The 16,461-nt window shown below is 41.5% G+C and carries 12 protein-coding genes and 1 tRNA gene; 11 read left to right on the plus strand and 2 right to left on the minus strand.

The features are described from left to right. Window positions 1–428: 428 nt before the first annotated feature. A tRNA-Arg gene (locus P5674_RS18690) sits at window positions 429–502 on the minus strand. Between the two features lie 270 nt (window positions 503–772). Here P5674_RS18690 and P5674_RS18695 point away from each other — a divergent pair. From P5674_RS18695 to P5674_RS18705, 3 genes are all read left to right on the plus strand, one after another. After that, window positions 773–1,444, plus strand: coding sequence for an Npun_F0813 family protein (locus P5674_RS18695; protein WP_006618594.1), 672 nt, complete (start codon window positions 773–775; stop codon window positions 1,442–1,444). A 145-nt stretch (window positions 1,445–1,589) separates the two neighbouring features. Next, complete coding sequence (locus tag P5674_RS18700; protein WP_006618593.1) at window positions 1,590–2,585, plus strand: hypothetical protein; 996 nt, start codon at window positions 1,590–1,592, stop codon at window positions 2,583–2,585. Between the two features lie 178 nt (window positions 2,586–2,763). Further along, a complete protein-coding gene (locus tag P5674_RS18705) occupies window positions 2,764–3,657 on the plus strand; it encodes a hypothetical protein (RefSeq protein WP_014277125.1) in 894 nt (297 codons plus the stop codon). Window positions 3,658–3,750: 93 nt separating this feature from the next. On the opposite strand, the gene P5674_RS18710 is transcribed toward P5674_RS18705, so the two are convergent. Further along, window positions 3,751–4,248, minus strand: coding sequence for a Spy/CpxP family protein refolding chaperone (locus P5674_RS18710; RefSeq protein ID WP_315670195.1), 498 nt, complete (start codon window positions 4,246–4,248; stop codon window positions 3,751–3,753). Between the two features lie 156 nt (window positions 4,249–4,404). Here P5674_RS18710 and P5674_RS18715 point away from each other — a divergent pair, with 156 nt between their 5' ends. The 8 genes from P5674_RS18715 to P5674_RS18750 all read left to right on the plus strand — a co-directional run bounded on the left by P5674_RS18715 (window position 4,405) and on the right by P5674_RS18750 (window position 16,371). Beyond that, complete coding sequence (locus P5674_RS18715; RefSeq protein ID WP_315670196.1) at window positions 4,405–5,766, plus strand: sensor histidine kinase; 1,362 nt, start codon at window positions 4,405–4,407, stop codon at window positions 5,764–5,766. Next, the gene (locus P5674_RS18720; RefSeq protein ID WP_043469132.1) at window positions 5,744–6,391 is read left to right on the plus strand and encodes a response regulator; all 648 of its coding nucleotides are present in this window, start codon (window positions 5,744–5,746) and stop codon (window positions 6,389–6,391) included. Before P5674_RS18715 ends, P5674_RS18720 begins: the two co-directional genes overlap by 23 nt. Window positions 6,392–6,827: 436 nt before the next feature. Continuing rightward, complete coding sequence (locus tag P5674_RS18725) at window positions 6,828–6,950, plus strand: hypothetical protein (RefSeq protein ID WP_286131411.1); 123 nt, start codon at window positions 6,828–6,830, stop codon at window positions 6,948–6,950. A gap of 77 nt (window positions 6,951–7,027) precedes the next feature. Beyond that, window positions 7,028–9,196 carry an AAA family ATPase gene (locus tag P5674_RS18730; RefSeq protein ID WP_315670197.1) on the plus strand — a complete coding sequence of 723 codons (2,169 nt, stop codon included), beginning with the start codon at window positions 7,028–7,030 and terminating at the stop codon, window positions 9,194–9,196. Window positions 9,197–9,202: 6 nt separating this feature from the next. Then, window positions 9,203–10,786 carry a DUF2357 domain-containing protein gene (locus P5674_RS18735; protein WP_014277129.1) on the plus strand — a complete coding sequence of 528 codons (1,584 nt, stop codon included), beginning with the start codon at window positions 9,203–9,205 and terminating at the stop codon, window positions 10,784–10,786. Beyond that, window positions 10,779–12,332, plus strand: a complete 1,554-nt coding sequence (locus P5674_RS18740; RefSeq protein WP_152088688.1) for an AAA domain-containing protein — start codon at window positions 10,779–10,781, stop codon at window positions 12,330–12,332. The genes P5674_RS18735 and P5674_RS18740 overlap by 8 nt, the downstream gene beginning before the upstream one ends. Continuing rightward, the gene (locus tag P5674_RS18745) at window positions 12,329–14,026 is read left to right on the plus strand and encodes a phospholipase D-like domain-containing protein (protein ID WP_006618584.1); all 1,698 of its coding nucleotides are present in this window, start codon (window positions 12,329–12,331) and stop codon (window positions 14,024–14,026) included. The genes P5674_RS18740 and P5674_RS18745 overlap by 4 nt, the downstream gene beginning before the upstream one ends. Before the next feature lie 5 nt (window positions 14,027–14,031). Further along, the gene (locus P5674_RS18750; RefSeq protein WP_006618583.1) at window positions 14,032–16,371 is read left to right on the plus strand and encodes a hypothetical protein; all 2,340 of its coding nucleotides are present in this window, start codon (window positions 14,032–14,034) and stop codon (window positions 16,369–16,371) included. Window positions 16,372–16,461 lie beyond the last annotated feature (90 nt).

A 16,461-nucleotide genomic window follows, 5' to 3' on the forward strand; every position in this document is an offset into this window, starting at 1 on the left:
CAATTGCATCAATAACTTTTTGTCTAAGGTCGTAACTATAGGGGGCTGGCATTTTGGGTCTTCTTAGTCATCTCGTCCTCTCCATTATACGTCCTAACTATCCTGTCTGGTGCTATAGCTCTAAAAGTTTAAGTACGAAAGCAGGGGGTTGTAGCCCTGTTCCCACTGACAAAGGGGTATCTACATCAGGAGCAGTGTGCTGGGAAACTCGCAAGCACGGTTTTGAATTGGAGTTGGGGAAGGCGACTTCCCTTTCGACCATAACTGCTTATTGATTAACCCGTCAATAATTAAGATTTGTTGCTAAGGGATATGCGCTAATTATCCTGTGTGTTAAGACTTAATGAAGTGTATTTTGTGCGCAACGGTACCACTATCGGGTTGAGCGATATCACGCGATAGTAGTCAGGATAAGGGTTTACAGTAAACGGGTGTGGTAGGACTCGAACCTACGACAAACGGCTTAGAAGGCCGCTACTCTATCCAGCTGAGTTACACACCCAGGCAAGTCTTGCATTTTACCTTAAGTTGACACCTATAGTATCAACTAGTATCAACCTAAATCAAGTCAACTCAAGTCCCAAGGCTTGATCATCAATGGACACGTGTAGATGATAACATAAAAGCGATCGAGATTGACAGTTGACTGGCAAAAATTATCTGGGATGATTAAGTTTGCCACATTGGAGATTATAGCGCCATGGGTTCAACAAGCACTACAATAACAAACACGGCCGACCTGCAACTCTGCCAAGAGTAGGTACATAGTGTTATGTTTATTCTGAAACGACAGGATGTTGAGATCTCCACGATCCAACACCCCAATCGGGATCAACAGATTCCCATTCTCTATTATCAAGGGCAGACGTTCCGTCTGATGAAGGTTTTCACTGTTCAGCAAGAAAGCGAAGCCAGAGCTTATTGGCGGGACTTGACTGATAACCGGGGTAAAGCCTGCGTACTACTCGAAGAACCAGAACGCTATAGTGTTTGGGGTAAAGTTCGCCTTGAACAACTCGGTAGTGAGGGGGGTGGAGGTACTGATGCTAAGGTATCAGGCCTCATTCGCGCTTCTCTATTGGTCTTACAAGCAGTTTACTTTGATGTTGAGGATTTATTGGGGTCAAGACAAGCTGTAGCCTTTGAAAAGGATCTGCTCAAGATTCTTCAAAAAGGGAAATTTCCCGCCCATGATAACTCAGAGGCGGTCAAAACTCTTTTGACCAAAGACCCCCTGGAAAGTTTACAAATTCCTTCCTGGAATGAAAATAACCTGAAAACATTGCTAGAAGAAGTTTACCGTCTGGGTAAGAGCTACTTCGGAAATACTAGCTTTGCAGAAGGCTTAGATGAAGTTCTACAGGACTTGGCCCAAGAAGATCGGGATTCATTTATCAGTTGGCTGGGTGAATCTACTCTGGGAAATCTCTGGGAGATAAGTTAAGTAATGTTAGGATTTTTTGGTTTTGGTATCTAAATATGGGAGGCTCGAATTGAGATGAGTTTTTGAATGAGTATTCTTGGGCAAATCTATTGCGATCTGGTTTAGTAATGGTTTTCAACTGTAGATTTCTTGTTATTGTATCGCTATGAGTAGCACGTCACAACAAAAATCATCGGTTATATCATCTCTGGTATCTCCGCAAAATCTGCTGATATTTGGCATCACCTGGGTGGTTCTGGCTCTGTTGTTCTTCCTGCTGTTTAGTGTAAGTGCGCCGGGGGAAGAACGACCTTTATGGTATTCCATTGGCACTTATGTCTTTGAATTGGGTGCTTTTCTGATGGCTGCACTGGTTTGCTATAGAAATTGGCGTAGCCCCCAAATGGTCAGCGGACGCAATGTCTGGCTGGGAATTGGTCTAGGATCACTGTTTTATTTTATGGGAGGTTTACTATTTGGTTTATGGGAACTGGTATGGAACCTTGACCCGGTGGTTTCCCTAGGGGATGGGTTCTATGTCCTCAGCTATTTGTTGTTTGGCTGGGGAATGGTTACGGCGGTGACTTCTAAACGCCTAAATCTGGAGGTTTGGCAGTGGGCGACTCTGGCTGGTGTGGCGATCGCTGGTATAACTTTGGCAACCTGGGTAGCTGATCCGTCATTTTTTGGGCTGTTAGGGACTACTGAAGAACCCCCGGGTCAGGAACAGATAGTCACTACCCCTAATGGAGTGGCTATGGTTGATGAAGCCATGGCTGAGGAGGAAGAAGAAAGTACGGCCCCAGATTGGGTGCTGGCAGTTGATGCTCAACTTGAACCTCTGGGATTTTGGCTGAATTTGTTTTACATCTATGGTGATGTGGTGTTGCTGATTCTAGCAACTGCCCTGATTCTGGCTTTTTGGGGAGGGCGCTTTTCTCAGTCCTGGCGTATGATAGCCTTTGCTATCTTCTCGCTGTATGTGGCGGATACTTACTTTAAATGGTCTGATTCTCGGGTCGAAATTGAGTATGAAAGTGGCAACTTGCTAGAAGTGTTTTTTGTCTTTACTGGCATTTTGTTTGTGATCGGTGCGGTCCTAGAATATGACATATCAACTCGTTCTCGCCAAAGCCGACGTAGACGCGCCAGCAGAGGCTAGAATGAAAGTTGATATGTCTAGTTTTGTCGCTGGATTTTTCAGAGAACTTCAAGTTTTGATGTTCCTAATCGTTCAAGAAAATCTGTAGAGAAAATTAGCCAAAGAGGCGATCGCACTTAGGGGGATCCCTTCTAAGCCTGTGGAAATTAACTCCAATGTCCAATTTAGACCAAATCTGATGACATCCTCAAAACTTTCTGACTCCCAAAAACAGGAAATCGTTAGGCTCTATCAAGATGTACCCGAGGAAACAACGATCGCCCTAGCGGAAAAGTTCGGGGTGAGTAGTTCTACGGTAAGACGTATTCTACAAAGTGCCGTCCCACGGGATGTTTATGATGTTCTAACTCATCAGAAGCAACGGTTACGAAATCAGAGAAAACCCCAACTCAAGGACAGCAGATCCGAATTGAATGATGGGGAGTCTCAAGCATTTAAGTCCTCAGATTCTAAGTTAGATTCTGATGCTACCAACGGAGTCCGCCTGCGGAAAAGCTCATCGGTATTAGAACCTGAGAGAGAAGCAGCAGAAACAACCCAAGAGTCAAATTCTGTGGAAACGATCCCTGGACCATTGCTGAAACAGCCAAATCTGACAACATCAAATGATGAGATGGGGGAGTTAATCACACCGGAGTTGTTTTCGGGGGAAGAATTTAGCGATTTTGATGATGATGATGAGGATGAGGAGGATGAGGATGAGGATTATGGGGACAATGATCAGGATTTGTTCGATCGCCCCCTTACCCCTGATGCTAACAGCTTAGTCCAAATTCTGCCCCTGACTGAGGCTGAGTTACCTAAGATTTGCTATTTGGTGATTGATCGGGCTTCGGAACTGATTGTTAAGCCTTTGAAGGCTTTTGCGGAGTTGGGGCGTATCCCGTCGGAAGAAATTCTGGAAAAAACTCTGCCTGTTTTTGATAATCATCGGGTGGCTAGTCGGTTTTCGGCACGCAATCAGCGGGTTTTTAAGGTTCCTGATGGCAGGTTACTACAAAAAACAGCCCCCCATTTACAAGCGAAGGGAATCACTAGGTTGTTGATTGACGGTCAGGTTTATCACTTTTGAGTTGGGTTAATTGAGGGAACAGGAAACAGCTTTGACAAGCCCGGTTTCCTGTTCCTATTGGTGAGCAGTTAGTTGATTGGCTTGATGGCTATTCTAACGACCACTACCAGGAAGAGCACGACCCGGACCACGACCCGGACCACCGCCAGTGCCAAGACCGCCAGGACCACCAGGACCACGACCCGGACGTTCCCCCATTCTTTCCTGGAGTTGCGATCGCTGTTCTGGGGTGAGAACTTCCCGCATTTCTAACATGGTATCGAACCGCTGGTCACTCAAGGCGCGACTCAACTCTTGGATTCTTTGACGCTGTTGGCGCAATTGTTCGGGACTGGCGTTGCTTTGTTGTAGCGATCGCATTTGTTCCCGACTGGCTTGGAGTTCCTGCCGTTGACGTTCTGAGGAAGTGGCGGCGCGATCGCGAATTGCTTGGATCTGTTCCTGTTGTTGGGGGGTCAGGTTCAGACCATCAAAGGATTGACCTTTACGGGGACCAGCAAAGGCGACGCTGGCAGTTATGGGGACAATTAAGGCGGTGGCAGCCATTATCGACAATAAACGTTGCATATTCATATCTATATCCTGGAACATCTTTGAGATTATCAACTCGGTTTGAGCTTTAACCCCATTGTAGGTAGATACAACCGGCGATCGCCTCGATCAGAATACCCAATTATGATAGGTCTTTAGTAACGGTTGCTGATAGTCCTAAAGTACCAAAAGAGATACCTGGGGGGTTGGCTGCGCGTGAAAAATATATTTGGTCGTTCGAGTTTTCCAGTACCCTTGCTGCTGTATTTGGAGTGGGTGCTGTTGGCGATCGCCCTGTTAACGGCTTTTAGCCCCCTGCCATATACTCAGAGTCCTGGAGGAGAGGGCTACAGGGTTCATCGTCAAATCCACAGACCAGACAGACCAGAGACTGTAACCGATCGACCGGAGCGATCGCCATACCCTGATCGCCCCCAGAACCGCCATAGACGACACTACCGCAGTCGTCGGTTTCCCTTGGGGATTTTGGTTAGTATTGGCAGTTTGGGTGTAATGGGCTTGAGATTACCTGAGCGATCGGGCAGACCTGCGATCCGGTGGGTATATATCGCCTGTGGGTTTACGTTTAGTTGGTTGGCGGTGGTATTTGGGGGGCGGGGGGTGAGTTTTTTCTCCGCCCTGTTGCTGGTGGTGGTTATTCGCGCCTGTCTGTTATTTTCCTGGCGCGATCGCATTGCGGTGGCTATTTTTGCTTATGGATTATTTCTGCTGTGGGTATTTCTGCGCCTGAGACCTCTGGCTGATAATTGGGCTGACCCAATTCAGGGGCTAGTATTGACTCTGACTTTTAATTCTAGTGTTTTATTTGGGTTAGTATTGCTGTTTATTTTATTATTAGTGGGAGCGCTATTATCAGAGCAAGAAAGTCGCCAGAAATTGGCGGAAGCTAATCAAAAGTTAAGGGAATATGCGATGTTGATTGAGGATCGAGCAATTAATCAAGAACGTAATCGCATCGCCCGGGAAATTCATGATTCTGTAGGTCACAATTTGACTGCCCAAAGTATTCAATTGGAAAATGTGGCTTTATTTTTAGCTGAGGATAAACAACGGGCTGCCCGACATCTCCAACAAGCTAGGGAGTTGGGGAAGGAAGCCTTAAAAGAGGTGCGGGCATCGGTGAGGGCTTGGCGATCGCACCCTCTACAAGAGTCTTTTGGGCAGGCTCTATCACAGCTAATTTCTGAGTTTGAGGCGACCACATCAGTCCCGGTAGCATCTCATTTACAAATCGGGGATACATTACCCCTTGATATTTCTATCGTTTTATATAGGGTAATTCAGGAAGCCTTTACGAATATTTCTAAGCACGCCAAAGCCAAAAAAGTGCAGCTAATTATCTCAGAAAATAACCGAGAATTTTATTTAAAAATTGAGGATGATGGCTGTGGCTTTAATCCTGGGCAAAATACGACGGGATTTGGTTTGCAAGGTATGGGGGAAAGGGTGATGGCTGTGGGGGGAAATTTCAGCTTAAATAGTTCTCCCGGTGAAGGGTGTAAAATTGAAGTGAAAATCGGGAAAAATCAGGATGATGATTCGAGTTCTATTGGTTGATGATCAGGGGATTATTCGGGAAGGGTTACGGAGTTTATTAGAAGCAAAACCAGACTTGGAAATAGTGGGAGAGGCTGAGAATGGGAAAGTGGCGGTGGAATTAGCGTTAAAATTAAAGCCGGATGTGGTGTTAATGGATGTGCGAATGCCAATTATGGATGGGGTGGCGGCGATGCGATCGCTTGCTGAACAACAGCCGGAAATTAAGGTTTTGGTATTGACAACTTTTGATGATGATGAATATATCACCCAAGCTATGGAATCTGGCGCGAAGGGATACCTATTAAAGGATACCCCTTCTGATGAACTAGCCCAAGCTATTCGGGCAGTTTATCAAGGATATACACAGTTAGGACCGGGTTTATTTGAGAAGGTGATGGCTGCTAAATATAAACCTTCTAGGGATGAACCTTTACCAGGGTATTTACAAGATTTAACTCCTAGGGAATTGGAGGTTTTACGGTTAATTGGTAAGGGTTACAGTAACCGAGAAATTGCCCAGGAGTTATTTATTAGCGAGAGAACTGTTAAAAATCATGTTTCTAGTATTTTAAGCCGCCTGAATTTACGCGATCGCACTCAGGTGGCTTTGCTGGCTAATAAATACCCAATTCTGGGTGGATGATCAACCTCCCGCATAATTGGCTCTGAGATACCATCAATCGCCGTGCTAGGCTTCCTGGTCAGAAACAGAAATTCCCGGATATCATCTCAACTAATAAGTGGTTTTCTGCTTCGGGAAAACGACTGCATCAAAATCCCGAAGAATGCGAGGACTTAATTAAAAATGGCATTGAGGCTCTGATAGATTTATATTTGCTGGCTGCTGGTGATGAGTTACTATTTGCATCGCGCTCATCTTTTGGTTTATTGGCGAGTCTGTTAATGGATAAACCCCAGGCTATTCGCCATGATATTGATACCCAAAAACCACTAGTTAAACGAGTTCAACTCAAGCTGAAAAATCTAGCTAAGAAGCTGAATATTGGGGGGGGATGAATACACCCGCGAAAATCGGCGATCGCCAATTATAGAAGTCAGTGGCTGATGGGGGAGAGCTTATGAACACTATTATAATGGGGGTGTCAGGTTTAAGTGTTGGTGAAATTCCCCAGAAGAGATTAGAGATTTTCTGGACTTCTACCCTAGACTGTAATGGGGGATGTTTACAAAAATTTACATAACTTGTGCCTGAATTTGCGTAATTTTTCTATGCTGCGCCGATAGGATAGTATAAATCAAAGAATTAAGGGTATCTGGGATGATCAAAAATTTGGCGATCGTCGGTGGTTCTTGTCTGGTGGGAGGTGCGGCTGTATTCTTTATTTCCCCCTCCCGAGACGCTTGGAGTACCATATTCGGAAGTACATTGGGGGGATTAGGGGGTGCAACATTTGCCATTCAAAGCATCAAAAAATCTAGCGAAGAAGTCATCAAAACTCAACAACAAATCCAGGATTTAAAACAAGAACATCAACAGCTATTATCAAAAGTTAAAGAAATTACAGATAGACACAATAAATTGACCCAAAAATTGAGCCAAACCGAAGGTCAGCTAACTAATAAAAGGCATGATTTAAATGATGTGCAAAACAGAGTTAAGGAAATTGAACAGCAAGAACAGGATTTAAAGGTTCGCCTAGAGAGACTCAGAATCAGTAATCCCCAATTAGAGACGTTAGAAAAAATTGCAGCTAAAATCGGAGAACTGAGCCAACAAAAAAGTGGATTAGAAGGTGAAGTGACGGCTCTTAATTCCCAGTTACAAGAGTTAGCGAATCAACGAAATTCCCTCGCCCAAATTGAAGTGCAATATCACGCTAAAACGGCTCAATTAAGGGAACTCACAGAGCAAATTAAAGCTAGGACGGAGGCACTGCAAACCCTTCAGACTCGACAAGCTGAATTGGAAGTTATCAGGGCGAGTTATGATGCTTTATCTGCTGAACAGCAACACTTGCAAACCAGAATCGAGCAGCTACGTCCAGAAATTCAGAGGTTGGAAGGTGAAAAGCAACGAATTTTACAGGTGATTCAGCAACACCAACAAGATTATCAACAAATTGAAAATTTCCGAAGGCAAATCAGAAATCTGAATTCTGAGATTCGCAGGAAAATTCTGGATTTACAAGATATAGATCATAACATAAATACTGCTAATATAAACCTCAATAGCTTGCGAGTTCAAAATGCTCAGTTACAAGAGGAAAAACAGAGATATAAAGAAGAAATTGATGGTTTGAAAGGAGAATTAGCAAATCTCAGTAATAGCACGGAAGTGGCGATGCAAGCGCTCAAGGATAAGTTGTGGAATCATTTGCCGACAAAACGATTTAATATCGGCAATAGCGTAAATGTAGAACAGCAATTTTTACAAAGTTTTACAGAATTCCTGAACTTACAAGGCTTGACATTTCCTCGGCGGGTAGTCAATGCTTTTCACACTTCTTTAAAAGTGCAGGATATCTCGGCTTTAGTGGTTTTAGCGGGGATTAGTGGGACTGGAAAAAGTGAACTTCCCCAACGGTACGCCAATTTTATTGGGGCACAGTGTTTGACTTTGGCGGTGCAACCCCGTTGGGATTCTCCGCAAGATTTGCAAGGGTTCTATAATTACATTGAAAAGAAATTTAAACCGACGGATTTGATGCGAGGTTTGTATCAATACAATCATGATAATCAGATGCAAAATCGAATCGTTATCGTGTTGCTAGATGAGATGAATTTGGCGCGGGTTGAATATTATTTTAGTGATTTTCTGTCTAAGTTAGAAAGCCGTCGTTCCGGGGACACTTATTTAGAAATTGATTTGGGAAGTTTGCCGCTGAGGGAGGAAGAACGTCGCCTTAGAATTCCAGAAGAGTTTTTATTTGTGGGGACAATGAATGAGGATGAAACTACCCAAACTTTATCGGATAAGGTGCTAGATAGAGCGAATGTTTTAACTTTTGGTAAGCCAGAAAATTTGAGGCTGCGGGAAGACAGTAACAACAGTAATCAAGTTAATAAATCTTCAGGCTATTTGGATTATGAAAAGTTTAAGGCTTGGAGGAGAAGACCACAAGTTAATTCTCCTGTGGTTCGCAAAGTTAAAGAATATTTGGATCAAGCCAATAATGTGATGGAGAAAATCGGACATCCTTTTGCTCATCGCGTTTATCAAGCTATCACTCAATATGTGGTTAATTATCCGGGAGTTTCAGAGGTTAACTCGGCTGAGTTTCGCTATGCTTTGGCTGACCAATTTGGACAGAAGTTATTGCCGAAATTGCGGGGATTGATGATTGATGATTATCACGAAGAACTGGAAGAGATGAAACAATTAATTGAGCAATTGGGGGATGAACCTTTGACTAGGGCTTTTGAAAGGTCTAGGAATAGTTCGACGGGTCAATTTGAGTGGAAAGGTTTGATTTATCCGGAGGAGTAGAGAACAATGCAAATTTATCCGAGTTTATTCGCATATCTGAATGGCGCTAATCCTGTGCCTAATCATCGGGTTTTACGGGTGTGCGATCGCCCTATTATTAGGGTAGATAAAGCCGAAAATTTGACCGGTAAGGAAGCGATCGCTCTCGGTGGGGGATTGTATGAAATTGCTTTTCCTTATTTGGAAATCTCTGACCTGGAACATCACGATAATAGATTGCTATACGAGTTGACTTTGGCTCCGACTTCGGTGATAATTAAGGTGGCTGATGAGGTGTGCGATCGCGATAATTGTGAGGACGAAAATCAAGGGAAAATCTGGGAGGAAAAATTAGGCGATCGTTTTGATGATACGGTCTCCAGATGCTTACCAGTTTTGACGGGTTTGTGGGAAAACTTGGTGGCGGAAAAATTGGGAAACCAAGCCAGAGTTCGCCTCCTAAATTTACCCTACCAAGATGCTAAAATTCAAGATGCACAAAAACCTTTAATTATCACGTTGCAAAATCGCTATGAATTAAACCAAAAGCTACAAGTCATTACTCCCAAAATGCGGCAACAACTGCGACGGAGAGCGGAATTAACCCCCATCGGACGCATTCAAGAAATGGACGCTTATTGTTTGCGAGACTATACCCGCCGTCCTGGCAAAAACGCGGCGGAAAAAGGAGGTTCCCGTCAACAGTTAATGGCGATTAGACGCTATCAGGATTATAACACACCTGAGAACAGATTGCTGATTTATTTTGTGGGCAAAATCTTATATTTCGAGTCAATTCGCCTGGGTTCGGAATACGCCACAGATAACCACAGTTTTAGCAAATCAATTAAAGTCTTTAGAAGTCAAACTCACGTCCGGCAAATTCTCAGAAACTTGAGACATTTTCAACTGCTAAAACCTAATTACGTTTTGCTTCAACATCCGATTTATAATAGCTTCTATCGCGCCTATTTGGATTATCTAGCGAAAAGAAAGGAAAAGCAAAAAATATGGGGTTTTCGGAATCAGTTATTCGCTGACGTTATCGGTATCTGTTTGTTGATGGCATTGACCAAATTAGCAAATTTTTATGTAGACCCTACGGCTGAGTTATGGCGGCAAACGGTTCCCGAAAAAGGACGTTATTTCAGCCACCAAAATGAAAGCAATCTAAAAATTCAAGTTTTCTTAAAAGACAAAGTTTATAATTTTAGGGTGGAAAAACCGGATGATATTAGGTGGGGAGATTGGCTGTTAAACCTAGAAATTCATGATTTGACCTCAGCCAGTTTGACTACTCGGACAATTAAAATCCCCATTTGGGTGTTTTGGTATCGTCCCAGTAATGAGGTGATTTTGAAAGGTATAGAATATCTGACAAAACAACAACAACAGCAACCAGAGATTAAAACCGGACTGATTTTTTACTTGCAGGTTTCTCCCCATGAATTTTTGTCGGAGATACCCAATTCATGGAATTTTGATAACCTCAGAAAAGTTTGGTTGATGGCAACTCCTAACTTTCTCGCGGAGGACGGTTTGACGCAGACGGTTAATATGATATCTGGCTTTATTCAAGGTTTAATTAATAAATTAACGGATTATGAATGAACAACAGTTTTGGTCGCATTTAGATACATTACTAAATTCTAAACAGGTATCGCCGTCAACAATACAGGCGATACGGAAACGGTTATTGCTGCTGCATCAACAACTAACATTACCCCTAAAGTTAATTGTAGAAACAGTTTGTGGTGGTGGGGTTTATTTGACAGAAAGAAATAGCTTAAATTTTCCGAGCATTACTCCGGTATATTCCCTGAGTGGTCATCAGGAAATTGCCTTAGAAATGGGTCTTTCAAATAGTGCGATCGCCTTAATTTCTGGCCCTCCCGCTACTGGAAAAACCCGCATTGCGGCTAGTTTAGCTGCTGCTGCCATTAACCACGAAAAGCGTATTTTAATCCTCAGTTATTATCCCACTGTTCTCGATGGTTATGAACAATTACCCGGCTATCCATTGCGGCTGAATCAATCTGTAAGTCATCAAAACTCAATCGCTGAACAACTGCGAAATCATCACTTATATCAGCCAAAAATGGACTATTTACCGGCTTACTATCTGCCAGATGTGGAATTGGCAAAACTGCGAACTCCGGCAAAACTGGAAACCTGGTTACCGCGAATCGAAAATAAATCTCACGCGGAAATTTCCCAGCTTCTCCAAGGGGAATTTCCCCATTTAACCCCAGCTAGGCGGGATATCCTCGCCATTCAACTGCAACGGCTGACTCCCTTACTCAAACAACAACTGAGCCTCAGTCAACTGTTCGGAAGTCTCCCAGAAACGGAAATCGGAAAATTAGCGCAACAGTTAGCAAATACTCCCCAAATTCCCATCTTGGCAACGGCTAGAGAGTTTTTTGATGTGGCAAATCAATCCCTATGGCAAACCAAATTTGACTTGGTAATTGTGGAAGAATCCCAATATTTAAGCTGGGATGAATTGATTTTATTAGCAGGTTTAACTCAGAAATTAGTCTTATTCGGCGATGTTCGCGATATTTATATAGGTCAACGCCATGCCAAAACCTTAACCCGCGTTGATGGGTTTTCGTTTCTCTCTCACTATTTACTCCCAGCTTATTCCTATAAACTAACTCAACAGTTTCGCTTGCATCCAGAAATTGCGGTTCCTGTTTATTCGCTAATTTCTAAGGACTGGATTCAAACTCACACGGAACCTATATACTATAATTTACCGTCCTTAAATCATCGCTTGGTTTGGCAAGATGTTCGGCAAACAACGGAAATTCACAACATCTCAAACTGGTTAAAAAATTTACCTAAAAATCGAGAAGATATCGGCATCATTGCCACGTCGGAAAGAGAACGAGAAAGGTTAATGCAGGAATATCCGCAATATTTTATCGACACGATTGATAATTGGAGGGGTAAAGAGAAAAAAATTGTGGTTTTTTGCTGTAGCGGAGACCCTAAAAATTTGACGTGGGAACAAACAAAAATTGTCTTAACTCGCGCTAAAGATTATTTAATTATGGTGGGAGACTTTGACCAATGGCGACCTAATTCGCCGTTGCAAAAATTAGAAGTTGCTCGATTAGAAAGCACAGAAAGGACGGTAATTTTATCATGAAAGTTGAATGTAAATTTAAAGGAATATTTTATCGGGAATCTCCCACACGGTTGGGGACTAGCATCTCTCTGGCGGAATTGTTGCGGGAGGTTGAAGCTGTTGCTACTCAAACCCAGAGGCGGACTCCTAGGCTTTTGCGAGAATCTTTTGGTTTGGATTTTCTGCCTAATTCGGTATTAATTGAATTATTAAAACAGTTCCATCAAGTGACAGATGAAAATGAATTATATCAATTTTCGGGGTTGCAAATTTTAAATCCCCAAGTTTCCCGGAATCTTCCCCCTCCCCAATTTTACGAGTATAGATTTGTCAGTTACGGGGAAGAAGCACAATTTTCGCTGCAACCGGACGATCGCCAAATTCCCATTTTTCCCTATCAAGAGTCCCAACAGGAGGGAATTTATACTTTAATTTTAAATAGCGATCGCCATCCAAATTTATCTCCCCAACTGTCTGAGAATATCTGGAAAGAGGCGGTCAGGACTTGGAAAAACTTAGAAGATTCCGCCAAAATCGATTATTTTTTGACCTCCATATCCGACACAGCGAGGGTCACTTTTTCGCCTCAATTATTGCTGATGGTTGAATTGGCGGAACTTTCCCCCTCTCTACAGCAAGCCATTCAATTTCTGCAAAAACGGGAAGATCAACCACCGGAAGATATCGCCAATTTGGTCGAACAATATAGATGCGATCGACAAATTCAAATCAGTCATTTTCCCGATCATCTGCAACCCAAATCCAGTTTTACACTCGCCAAAAAGTTTATTATTAAAAGAAAATATAAAAATTATATTACCCAAATTATTGATAAATCAGAAGACTTTTTGCTAATATCGAGCTATATCATTGAGGCGGAAGATGTCGTCGAAATGATTTGTAAAAAGTCCGAGCAACTCTCTCAAGGGGTGTGGATTATCACCGATTTAAGAGACGAAGTAATTGATAGAATTGACAGTCAAGTGGAGTCCAGACAACAATTACCTATCAGTTACCAAAACTCCGACCAAAACAAGGTAAGGTGTCTGCGGAGATTGTTGGAAATTAATAGTAATAAGCTAAAAATTAGAAGCGGAAAATTTCACTTAAAAACCTGCATTTCTGAACAATATGGTTATCTGGGTTCCTGCAATTTGACCCCCGGAAGTTTAAACCGAAACTTAGAATCAGGGATGATTTGGAGAAATACTCCCTTACATTCCCAACTGATTCAAACATTCGGTCACTTTTGGGATAACCACACCCAAGATGATCTCATCGGTTCTGGTAATGTGTTGACCTTGCGTTGCATTCCCCGTCCCTCTCAACCCCAAATTATTTCTAATTCTCAGCTTTTAAATCCCCGCCAATACTATCAAGATTTACTCAACGAACTCGGCGAGTTTCGGGGAAATATCGTTATTATCAGCCGCAGCTTTCGACCTACGCCAGAATTAAGAGAACTTTTAAAGTTATCAAAAACGCAAGTTTATATTGATAGCCAAATGAATAGCCAAGATGCTGATTTTAAAATCAAAAGTATCAATTATTGCCATGCTAAAATAACCCTGCTTCAAGGCAAACTCGCCTACGTCGGCGGCATCAATTTTAACTTTTCTCGCCGCAGCTTCGATTTGCATGATTTAATGTATAAAACGACGGACTTACAAGAGATTAAGGAAATCCTTAATTCTTTAACCAATCAGGAAAATTAATTATCATGACAACGCGATTATTTAATTTGGAATCTTACGTTAACTGCTGTCAATATGCCAACCAATTTAACAAATCCATAGACCGCTTAACTCCCTCCCCTGGAGATTTACCGAGAGGCTATAAAAACTTGATTAAAGATTTCGGAGATTATCGATATTTGAATCAACCCATTTTTACCGGCCATTATCCGTCAAAGTTGGCGGTTAACCCCACAGAAACGACTTACATGGGAACCCAGTTATCCACTGGGGAGACTCCGCGACTGTTCATTATTCCCGATACTATCGACTTATTAACTCTGAGTACGAGTAATTTTTTGGCATCCCAAGAAGCCTATTTATATAGTAGTGCTTATCATTACTGGAATAATTATTCTATTTTGCAAAACAGCCAAATAACTCGACCTCTGTTATTCTTGAATTTAGATAACTGGGTTGGTCGGGAAATGATTACGATTGAAATTCAAAATAATATCCCGATTTTGAAGCATCAAACTCCGATTAAACATCAATTTAATTTGAATACCCTCGACACTTATCAGTTAATTTGTAAAGATTTGGCATCGGAAATTTTAGCAACTTATTTTCCGAAATTAGCGAATACATCACAGACCCTTGAACATCTGGCTAATTACTTGCAAAAAGTTGCATTCTTTCAGCAACCTATAATCAATCAAGAAAATATCACCTTTGTCAGTGAAATCTGGCATAAAAGTAGGATTTTTTATAAAAAGGTGACGGTATCTCGCCAGAAAATTAGAGAAATTATTTTAAACAGAGTCAATTTAAATAAAATTAAAAACCTAATCCAAAGTTATCCCCAATATCAGTTTGTTTTAGTCTCTCAGTATCATTCATTAATCAAATCTCAAGTCAGATATTCCCTTCCCGGAGTGATTTGTATTTCTAGTCAGCTTGGAGAATTTGACCGCATTTGGCAATACAAGCAGAATCATGGATCAAGATTCCATCTGTTTGGAATTTACCTGGATAAAATCGAGTTTAAGATTGGTATTGAGGGTCAAGAGAGGTGGATTCAACTGACAGAAGGCGATATTATTTCCTATGAAGGGGAATCTCGCGAGTTGATTGGCAAAATCCCGGAACTTGATAATAAGGATACTTTTAGAATCCCCCAAGATAACTTAAATCCGACTCTGCCAATTCGGGTTAATGGCGCAGATTTTTGTAAAGACGACACTCCCCAAGATTATAGCATTTCTGTGGTGGAAAATGAAGTAACGGAAGATGTAGAGGTGAGGATAAAATTTACCCTCAAACCGGGTTCATCTCCCCTGCTAGAAGTGGAAGATATTAAGAATAAGTATCACATCAAAGCGGAGTTAACTAATCGAATCGTTACGGTCAAATACTATGGTTATATTCCCTATCTGAAGTTGAGTCAAACCCGTGCGGAAAAGTCGCAACAGCAAGTAGAGTTATTTAGATATAATGGCGATCGCTATCAAACTTTACAAAACTATTTACAAGAAGTTATCGCTAAATTAGACAGGATTTTCCAGAAGAACAGCCCAGTAAAACGCCGACAATACCAAGAATTTAACAACTTCCTATCTAAAATGACGACTATTTTGCCGAAAAACATTTATAATCTTGATGTTCTTCAATATATTAATCCCGAAGAATTGACAGAATTAACACAAATTCTCGAAGATGATCGATGGCATCAAATCACTAAGATTATAAATATTTACCCTAGTAATAATATTGATAAAACAAATTGTGTTAAAAGTTCTTTGATATGGGTGGGAAAGCTGTATAAATTTTCTCCCTATATTTTGTCAGATTTTTATTTTAATCAATCCCAAGAATCGCAAATTTTAGACGATACAAAAATTAACTATGAATATTTCCTTTATTTGGCGAGAACTGCTATAAATGAATCCAGACAACAACAATATTTTAATTTATGCAATAATTCGGAACGATTCACTAATGAAGGATATATGTGGGGTTATGGTCGAATTTTACTATGGTATTTTAATTTCCAAGATGCTGGTAATATCTTAAATTATCGAAATCATTTTCGGCAAATTTTAGAGTATTTACGGCAACAAAACCCCACTTCCTTGAATAATCAGTATAAGCAAAATGTGTTTTTATCTCTCTCTTATTTGTTGGGGTTTAGGGAATTTGATGCTGGTTTTTGTCAACCCAATTCCCAAGAATATTATTTAGCTAAAGAAGTGATTAATAGGTTTGCTGATGACCGGATCATGTTAAATCAGGTTAGCAAAGAAAAGTCGCTGAATCAACTTTTTGAAGAGTTGATAGAAGGTAAATCGACGGAAACAGATTGTGATAATTTGGTGCAAGGTAGTTAAAAACAACATGGCATTTTTTAAGCCAGTAGGGTGCGTCAGATTGAGATAATTTTGGGGTAAATAGAAAGCCTTTAAACTCTGACGCACCAC

The sequence above is a fragment of the Limnospira sp. PMC 289.06 genome (assembly GCF_032350395.1).
Lineage (GTDB): Bacteria > Cyanobacteriota > Cyanobacteriia > Cyanobacteriales > Microcoleaceae > Limnospira > Limnospira platensis.

Coding starts and splice junctions, on each gene's coding strand:
- P5674_RS18695 (WP_006618594.1), top strand. CDS start 773: ATGTTTATTCTGAAACGACAGGATGTTGAGATCTCCACGATCCAACAC.
- P5674_RS18700 (WP_006618593.1), top strand. CDS start 1,590: ATGAGTAGCACGTCACAACAAAAATCATCGGTTATATCATCTCTGGTA.
- P5674_RS18705 (WP_014277125.1), top strand. CDS start 2,764: ATGACATCCTCAAAACTTTCTGACTCCCAAAAACAGGAAATCGTTAGG.
- P5674_RS18710 (WP_315670195.1), bottom strand. CDS start 4,248: ATGTTCCAGGATATAGATATGAATATGCAACGTTTATTGTCGATAATG.
- P5674_RS18720 (WP_043469132.1), top strand. CDS start 5,744: ATGATTCGAGTTCTATTGGTTGATGATCAGGGGATTATTCGGGAAGGG.
- P5674_RS18725 (WP_286131411.1), top strand. CDS start 6,828: ATGAACACTATTATAATGGGGGTGTCAGGTTTAAGTGTTGGTGAAATT.
- P5674_RS18730 (WP_315670197.1), top strand. CDS start 7,028: ATGATCAAAAATTTGGCGATCGTCGGTGGTTCTTGTCTGGTGGGAGGT.
- P5674_RS18735 (WP_014277129.1), top strand. CDS start 9,203: ATGCAAATTTATCCGAGTTTATTCGCATATCTGAATGGCGCTAATCCT.
- P5674_RS18740 (WP_152088688.1), top strand. CDS start 10,779: ATGAATGAACAACAGTTTTGGTCGCATTTAGATACATTACTAAATTCT.
- P5674_RS18745 (WP_006618584.1), top strand. CDS start 12,329: ATGAAAGTTGAATGTAAATTTAAAGGAATATTTTATCGGGAATCTCCC.
- P5674_RS18750 (WP_006618583.1), top strand. CDS start 14,032: ATGACAACGCGATTATTTAATTTGGAATCTTACGTTAACTGCTGTCAA.